Below are 7,642 nucleotides of genomic sequence, written 5' to 3' on the forward strand. Positions count from 1 at the left end.
GAAGAACCTCGCCACCGAACCGGGACCGGCCGGCGACCCACGCTCGGCCGGCACCGCGCTGCTCACCGCCGGCCCCGCCCTCCCCGACGCCTCGGGCGGCGCCTCAGGCGCCCTGTACGGCGCGCTGCTCGCCGAAACCGGCGCCGTCCTGGTCAAGGCCGGGGCGGGCGGCGGCGGTTGCCGCAGCGCGCTGTTCGCGGACGCCGCTGACGCCGCTGACGCCGACCAGCGGGCCGCCGCCGTCACCGATCGGCTCACCCCGGCCCGCGGCCGTGCGGCCCGTATGGGAGCGCCGGGTTACGGCCATCCGGACGCCGGCGCGGTCTCCCTCGCGCTGATCCTCACGGCGGCCGGCGAGACCCTCGGCTGAGCGCCGGCCCCCGGGCCGGACACGCTGAGCGCCGGCTCCCGGGCCGGACACGCTGAGCGCCGGCTCCCGGGCCGGACACGCTGAGCGCCGGCACGAGGCCGGACACGACGAAGGCCCCCGCACCTGACCGGTGAGGGGGCCTTTCGTCATACGGCGCGAGCGGGCACGGGGAGCCCGTACGCGTCCTAGCGCAGGCGGGCCATCAGCGCGTGCTCCACGAGCGTGATGAGCGCGCTCTTGGCCTCGCTGCGGTGCCGCGCGTCGGTGATGATGATCGGCGCGTCCGGGCCGATCTGCAGCGCCTCACGCACCTCGTCCGGCGTGTAGGGCTGGTGTCCGTCAAAGCCGTTGAGGGCGATGACGAACGGCAGGCCGCTGTTCTCGAAGTAGTCGACCGCGGGGAAGCAGTCGGCGAGCCGGCGGGTGTCGACCAGCACCACGGCGCCGATCGCGCCGCGGACCAGGTCGTCCCACATGAACCAGAAACGGTCCTGACCGGGCGTACCGAACAGGTACAGGATCAGGTCCTGGTCCAGGGTGATACGGCCGAAGTCCATCGCCACGGTCGTGGTCGTCTTGTCCGGCGCGTGCGTGAGGTCGTCGATCCCCGCCGAGGCGGAGGTCATCACGGCTTCGGTACGCAGCGGATTGATCTCTGAGACGGCCCCGACGAACGTGGTCTTGCCCACGCCGAAGCCGCCCGCCACCACGATCTTCGCGGAGGTGGTGGAGCGGGCTGCACCGCTAGAGCTTGCGAAGTCCACTGAGCACCCTTTCGAGCAGTGTCACATCTGGCTGTCCGCCGGCGGTCTCGTCCCCGCCGGGCTGATGGATGGCGACAAGTCCGGCCTCCGCCAGGTCGGCGACAAGGATCCGGGCGACGCCGAGGGGGATGGAGAGAAGCGCGGAGATCTCGGCAACTGACTTGATCTCACGGCAGAGGTGGCAGATGCGCTGGTGCTCCGGCAGCTGGCCCTGCAGCTTGGAGGGGTCGGCGGTCGTGCTGACCAGTGCCTCGATGGCGAGCTGGTAGCGCGGCCTGGTCCGGCCTCCGGTCATGGCGTACGGGCGCACGAGCGAGTTGTTGCTGCCGCCGGTGGGGGCGGGCTCGGGCGCGCGCCGCTGCGGCTGTACCGGCTGGATGCGCGGTGCCTGCGGCTGGTCGTACACCGACGGCTCGTACGGCTGGGAGTCGTACGGCCGGGGCTGTTGCTGCTGGGGGCGCTGTGGCTGCGGCGGCTGGAGCCGCTGCGGCCGACGGCTCGGCGCAGACGGGAAGTTGAAGCGGTTGTTATGGGTCTCGCCCTGCGGCCCGGACTCCTGCCCGGAACCATACGGGTATCCGCTCGGGGGCGTTGCCATGTCTCCTCCTCCAACTTGCCTGTCTGACGCCGGTCACGCCACCGAACCATAAGGCTCGGTGGCGGGAAACGCACTGCCTGTCTGTTAGTTGAGAAGGCTGCCCTGCAGTTCGGCGCGCAGGTCGGGCGTCAGGACGCTACCCGCACGGTCGACCAGCAGAGCCATCTCGTAACCGACGAGGCCGATGTCGCACTCGGGGTGCGCGAGAACGGCCAGCGACGATCCGTCGGAGACGGACATGAGGAAGAGGAAGCCACGCTCCATCTCCACCACGGTCTGGTTGACGCTCCCGCCCTCGAAGATGCGGGACGCGCCCGAGGTCAGCGAGGTCAGCCCGGAGGCCACCGCCGCCAACTGATCGGCTCTGTCACGAGGGAAGCCCTCGGACATCGCGAGAAGGAGTCCGTCGGCGGAGACCACGACCGTGTGGGACACCCCAGGGGTGTTGTCCACGAAGTTGGTGATCAACCAGTTCAGATTCTGCGCCGCCTGGCTCATCGGGCTCACACTAACGCTCCTGATCGTAGGTGCTGCCGGGGCCGAAGCCCTGTTGGTCATTCTGGGGGACCCCGGAGGGGTCCGTGCCGGCGTTGCGTCCCTGCTGGACACCGCGGCGCAGGTTGCTCAGCCTGCCGCGGACGTCCTCCGGGGCGCGGGAGACCTGAGGGCCGCCCTGTGGGGTCTGCTCCGCGGCGCCCTCGACCAGGTTGGCCTTGGGCACCCGCCGGGGGAGGCCGGAAGAGGTGACTCCGCCCGCCTTCGGCTCGCGCAGCCGTTCCGCCCGCTCCCAGCGCTCGTCGTTGGAGCTGCGCCAGTCCGAGCCGTCCTGGCCGGTCTCCGGCGCGCTCCGCTGCTGTTGCACCTGCGGTGCCTGCTGGTCGCGGCCTCCGCGGCGCGGAAGGCCGGCGTCCGTCAGCGAGGGGGCGTCGCTCGGTGTGGGGCCCGGACGCTCGAATGGTACGCGCTCAGGAGCGCCAGCGGGAGCGGCAGTTGTATTCCGGTCGGATTCCGCTTCGGTCCCGAAGTAGCCCTCGAACGAGGGGCGTTCGGCCCATTCGTCCGGCTGTGCCGCTTCGTGGGAGACATAGGGCTGCTGGCCCGTGGTCTCCGAGAAGCCCAGATCGCCGAATGCCTGGCTGCCGTGGGAGCGGTCGTCGTAGAGCGGCTGATCAGCTTCCGCATATCCCTGGGCGGGGTAGCCCTGGTAGCCGCCGTCGGCCGGTGCCTCGTCCCGGAAGAACGGATGCTCACCGCCCTGCCCGGCCGGCTGATCACCCACCGCCTGGGCCTCCAGGGCTGCCCGGCGCTCCTCGCGGAGCATCGAGCGGCCCATCATGTCCAGCTCCGCGGCGTCGCCCGACCGGCCGTAGCGGCTGTCGTCGAAGCCCAGCTCGGCGGCGGTGCGCTGGTGGCTCTCGTACGACGCGTGCTCATGCTCCGGCACGATCCGCGAGACCGTGAAGTCGTCCTCGTACTGCTCCTCGCCGCCACCACCGTGGGTGATCGCCTCGGGCAGCATGACCAGGGACGTGGTGCCGGCCTGCTCGCCGGAGGGGCGCAGCTGCACCCGGATCCCGTGCCGGTCGGCCAGCCGGCCGACCACGAACAGGCCCATGCGCTGAGAGATCGCGGCATCCACGCTCGGCGGGTTGGCCAGCTTGTGGTTGATGTCCGCGAAGTCCTCGGGGGTCAGCCCGATGCCCTTGTCGTGGATCTCGATCATCACCCGGCCGTCGGGCAGCCGGGTCGCGGCGACCCGCACCTTGGTCTGCGGGGAGGAGAACGTGGTGGCGTTCTCCAGCAGCTCCGACAGCAGGTGCACGAGGTCGGTCACGGCGGTGCCGTGGATCTCGCTCTCGGGGACGCCGGTGAGTTCTATTCGCTCGTACGACTCGACCTCGGAGGTCGCCGCCCGCAGGACGTCGACCAGCGGCACCGGCTGGTTCCAGCGGCGGCCGGGCTCCTCGCCCGCGAGGATGAGGAGGTTCTCGCCGTTGCGCCGCATACGGGTGGCGAGGTGGTCGAGCCGGAAGAGGCTCTCCAGCTGGTCCGGGTCCGCCTCGTTGTTCTCCAGGTCGGTGATCAGCTCCAGCTGGCGCTCGATCAGACCCTGGTTACGGCTGGAGAGGTTGGTGAAGATCGCGTTGACGTTGCCCCGCAGCAGGGCCTGCTCGGCGGCGAGCCGGACGGCCTCACGGTGCACCTGGTCGAAGGCGCGGGCGACCTCGCCGATCTCGTCGGTGGTGGAGATCGGGATGGGCGTCACGCGGGTGTCGACCCGGCCCGGGTCCGTCCGCGAGAGCTGGTCGACCAGCATCGGCAGCCGCTGCTCGGCGATGCCGAAGGCGGCGGTGCGCAGGGCGCGCATGTTGCGGCTCATCCGGCGGGCCATCATGCCGGCCACCAGGAACGCGGCGATCAGCGCGGCCACCACGATGCCGGAGTCGACGAAGGTGGACTGCCGGGCGTCCTCGGCGATCTGCGCCGCCTCGTTCACCGCCTTGTCCGCCAGGTCCTTCTCGATGGACCGGTACATGTCGAACTTGCCGGTCGCGGCCGCGAAGTAGATGTCGGAGGTGACGCCCCGCACGCTCAGCGCCTCCGGCGCCGCGCCGGTGGCGATCAGGGCGGACATCTGGTCGATCGACGGCGGGGTGCGGAACGGCTGGCCCGCGGCCTGCGCCTGCTCCTTCGCCTGTGCGACCTTCTGCTGCGCGGCCTTCTTGAGCGCCGCGGCGTCGTCCTTCAGCCGCTGGACGTCCTCGGGCGTACCGCCGGAGGTGTACTCGCCGATGGCGATGCCCTCCAGGTAGCGGTACGACGCGAAGGCGGTCAGCTGGAGCTTGTGCTCCTTGCCGCCCTGCGGGGACGCCGGGTCGACCAGGAGGTGGGTGCCGATGGAGCGCTGCAGCGACTCGGCGGCCTTGGCCAGCGCGACCGCGTAGACGGTACGGCCGTAGGAGGTGATGTTGCCGGTGCCCAGGCCCAGTTCGTTGGCGAACTCCATCAGCGGGTGCTGGATCTCGACGTAACCCTCTTCGGTCTGCACACCGCGCAGCTTGGAGGTGTAGGCGGCCTGGCGCAGCTGCTCCAGCTTGGGCTCGGTCTTCTCGAACGCCGCGAGCCGGCGCTTGAGGCCCGGCTTGTCGGGTATCGCCTTGGCGGCCTCGTGGAACTTGTCCCCGGCGGCGTCGGTGGCGTCCCGCGCCTGCTGGACGACCGGGTCGTCCTTCTTGCCCTTGAGCAGCGGCGCCGCGGTGCGGTCACGCTCGTCGATGAGGGCGGTGCTGTAGGAAAGCGCGGCGCGCACCAGCTTCGCGGTGTTCTCCGCGTCCTGCGCTTCCTGCCAGGTACCGAACGAGCTGTTCACCCGCAGGCCGCCGAATACCAGGGCGACGAGTACGGGGATCAGCAGAATGGCGTTCAGACGGGTCGCCACGCGCCAGTTGCGCGGGGAGTACTTACCGCCGCTGACCGGAGGCTTCGCGACCGTGTCTTCGGGCGCGTCGGAAGCCGGTAGGCCACCTCTGGGTGGCGGGGTGAAGTTGCCCCGCCGCGGTTCCTGCGGCTCGGGGCTCGACTTGCTTCGCCTCACTCGACCAACAACCTCTCGGCGCCGGCACTGACCTGCTGTGCCGTTTCTTCTGGGCGTTCCTACTCCGGAGTTCAGCGAATTTCAGCACGTCAGGGCTGTGCGTTCCAAACACTGGACAAAGTCGGAGCGGGCGAAGAAGAGCCTTAGATAAAAGGGGCGTTAAGGGCGAGCCGCGCCAAAAGGCAGGAGAAATGTGAGCGCAGCGAAGCCGGGCATGCGCGCGGGGTGTCGAAAGCCCGCTGATTCACTGTCGAAACGTTATGAAGCAAATTTGTGGGCGTGTCGAAGGACACAGATCCATTGACGGATGGCGGGAACCGGCCCGGGGCAGGGCGGCGCACCGAGCCGCTCACTACTGCCGTACGGCCCGCGCCGGTTGCGGGACGGGCCGTACGCGTCCTAGCGCAGGCGGGCCATCAGCGCGTGCTCCACGAGCGTGATGAGCGCGCTCTTGGCCTCGTTGCGGTGCCGTGCGTCGGTGGTGATGATCGGGGTCCCGGGGCCGATCTGCAGCGCCTCACGGACCTCGTCGGGGGTGTACGGCTGATGCCCCTCGAAGCCGTTGAGGGCGATGACGAACGGCAGGCCGCTGTTCTCGAAGTAGTCGACCGCCGGGAAGCAGTCGGCGAGCCGGCGGGTGTCGACCAGCACCACGGCGCCGATCGCGCCGCGGACCAGGTCGTCCCACATGAACCAGAAGCGGTCCTGACCGGGCGTACCGAACAGGTACAGGATCAGGTCCTGGTCCAGCGTGATCCGGCCGAAGTCCATCGCCACGGTCGTCGTGGTCTTGTCCTGGACGTGGCTGAGGTCGTCGATCCCCGCCGAGGCGGAGGTCATCACGGCCTCCGTACGCAGCGGATTGATCTCCGAGACCGCACCGACGAAGGTGGTCTTGCCCACACCGAAGCCGCCCGCCACCACGATCTTGGCGGACGTCGTGGCGCGGGCCTGGCCCCCGGCGCTGTCAGATCTTGCGAAGTCCACTGAGCACCCTCTCCAGCAAGGTCACGTCCGGCGTGCCACCGGCCTCGCCACTGCCACCGGGCTGGTGGATCGCCACCATCCCGGCCTCTGCCAGGTCCGCGACCAGAATCCGCGCCACACCCAGCGGGATGTGCAGCAGCGCGGAGACCTCGGCGACCGACTTCACCTCGCGGCACAGGTGGCAGATCCGCTGGTGCTCGGGCAGCAGCCCGGGCAGCTGAGAGGGGTCGGCGGTCGTGCTGACCAGCGCCTCGATGGCGAGCTGGTAGCGCGGCCTGGTCCGGCCTCCGGTCATGGCGTACGGGCGCACCAGCGGCTGGTCACCTTCGTTCCCGTACGGCGCTTGGCTGTAGGCGCCGTACGGGTCGGAAGTGGCAGGTGGCGGGGTCATGGGTCCTCCGGACGGGACAGCTGACTGTCGTCGGGTTGGGCCGGTGGGGGGTGCGGCTTGAACGGGTGGTGGGTTGCTGAACGGGGGCGCTGCGGGCGCCTCAGTGCAGCAGGCTGCCCTGGAGTTCGGCGCGCAGGTCGGGCGTCAGCACCGTGCCCGCGCGGTCGACCAGCAGGGCCATCTCGTAGCCGACGAGGCCGATGTCGCACTCGGGGTGCGCCAGGACGGCCAGCGACGATCCGTCGGAGACGGACATGATGAAGAGGAAGCCGCGCTCCATCTCCACCACGGTCTGGTTGACGGTCCCGCCCTCGAAGATGCGGGACGCGCCGGAGGTCAGCGAGGTCAGCCCGGAGGCCACCGCTGCCAACTGGTCGGCACGGTCGCGGGGAAAGCCCTCGGACATCGCGAGGAGCAGTCCGTCCGCGGAGACCACCACCGTGTGGGACACCCCGGGGGTGTTGTCCACGAAGTTGGTGATCAACCAGTTCAGATTCTGCGCCGCCTGGCTCATCGGACTCAACTAACGCTCCTGCTGGTGAGTGGGGTCGACAATGCCGTGGTTGCCCGTGGACGATGTCCCGGCCTGCCGGCCTTGCTGGATACCCCGACGAAGATTGGTCAGCCGGCCCCGCACCTCGCTGGGCGCTCGCGAGACCTGTGGACCGCTCTGGGTGGACTGCTGCTGTTGCGCGGTGCCCGCGACGAGGTTCGCCCGCGGGACCCGGCGGGGCAGCCCGGAGGTGGTGATACCGCCGGCTGCGGGCTGACGGATCTGCTCCGCCTGCCGCCAGGTCTCGTCGTTCGGCGAGCTGCGCCACTGCGTGGCTTCGGCCGGCGCGCTGTTGCGGGCGCCGTTGACCGGTGCGTCGGCGCGCGGGGCGCCGTCCTGCGCGGCCCCGCGGCGCGGCATCCGCGGCGCTTCGGCCGGCTCGGC

At 70.3% G+C, this 7,642-nt stretch carries 8 protein-coding genes and 1 pseudogene; 1 reads left to right on the forward strand and 8 read right to left on the reverse strand.

What is annotated here, in order from left to right:
* On the forward strand, window positions 1–370 hold a 370-nt coding region (locus DY245_RS13245; protein WP_128506937.1), incomplete at its 5' end, for a DAK2 domain-containing protein.
* 185 nt (window positions 371–555) lie between these two features.
* On the opposite strand, the gene DY245_RS13250 is transcribed toward DY245_RS13245, so the two are convergent.
* The 8 genes and pseudogenes from DY245_RS13250 to DY245_RS13285 all read right to left on the reverse strand — a co-directional run.
* Window positions 556–1,134 carry a GTP-binding protein gene (locus DY245_RS13250; protein ID WP_073760799.1) on the reverse strand — a complete coding sequence of 193 codons (579 nt, stop codon included), beginning with the start codon at window positions 1,132–1,134 and terminating at the stop codon, window positions 556–558.
* Window positions 1,115–1,732, reverse strand: a complete 618-nt coding sequence (locus DY245_RS13255) for a DUF742 domain-containing protein (RefSeq protein ID WP_128506939.1) — start codon at window positions 1,730–1,732, stop codon at window positions 1,115–1,117. The genes DY245_RS13250 and DY245_RS13255 overlap by 20 nt, the downstream gene beginning before the upstream one ends.
* An 84-nt stretch (window positions 1,733–1,816) precedes the next feature.
* Window positions 1,817–2,230, reverse strand: a complete 414-nt coding sequence (locus tag DY245_RS13260) for a roadblock/LC7 domain-containing protein (RefSeq protein WP_128506947.1) — start codon at window positions 2,228–2,230, stop codon at window positions 1,817–1,819.
* Between the two features lie 10 nt (window positions 2,231–2,240).
* A complete protein-coding gene (locus DY245_RS13265) occupies window positions 2,241–5,327 on the reverse strand; it encodes a sensor histidine kinase (protein ID WP_181923661.1) in 3,087 nt (1,028 codons plus the stop codon).
* Between the two features lie 399 nt (window positions 5,328–5,726).
* On the reverse strand, window positions 5,727–6,314 hold the full coding sequence (locus tag DY245_RS13270; RefSeq protein WP_128506943.1) for a GTP-binding protein: 588 nt from the start codon (window positions 6,312–6,314) through the stop codon (window positions 5,727–5,729).
* Window positions 6,295–6,705 carry a DUF742 domain-containing protein gene (locus DY245_RS13275; protein ID WP_128506945.1) on the reverse strand — a complete coding sequence of 137 codons (411 nt, stop codon included), beginning with the start codon at window positions 6,703–6,705 and terminating at the stop codon, window positions 6,295–6,297. The genes DY245_RS13270 and DY245_RS13275 overlap by 20 nt, the downstream gene beginning before the upstream one ends.
* Before the next feature lie 100 nt (window positions 6,706–6,805).
* Window positions 6,806–7,219: a roadblock/LC7 domain-containing protein gene (locus DY245_RS13280; protein ID WP_018087200.1), complete on the reverse strand. Its 414-nt coding sequence runs from the start codon at window positions 7,217–7,219 to the stop codon at window positions 6,806–6,808.
* Between the two features lie 9 nt (window positions 7,220–7,228).
* Window positions 7,229–7,642, reverse strand: a pseudogene (locus DY245_RS13285) (histidine kinase); the annotation flags it as partial.

This window comes from Streptomyces inhibens (genome assembly GCF_003389455.1).
GTDB classification, from domain to species: Bacteria; Actinomycetota; Actinomycetes; order Streptomycetales; family Streptomycetaceae; genus Streptomyces; species Streptomyces inhibens.

What these genes read in the sequence shown, in the direction of transcription:
- DY245_RS13255 (WP_128506939.1), bottom strand. Translation starts at nt 1,732, where the DNA reads ATGGCAACGCCCCCGAGCGGATACCCGTATGGTTCCGGGCAGGAGTCC.
- DY245_RS13260 (WP_128506947.1), bottom strand. Translation starts at nt 2,230, where the DNA reads ATGAGCCAGGCGGCGCAGAATCTGAACTGGTTGATCACCAACTTCGTG.
- DY245_RS13275 (WP_128506945.1), bottom strand. Translation starts at nt 6,705, where the DNA reads ATGACCCCGCCACCTGCCACTTCCGACCCGTACGGCGCCTACAGCCAA.
- DY245_RS13280 (WP_018087200.1), bottom strand. Translation starts at nt 7,219, where the DNA reads ATGAGCCAGGCGGCGCAGAATCTGAACTGGTTGATCACCAACTTCGTG.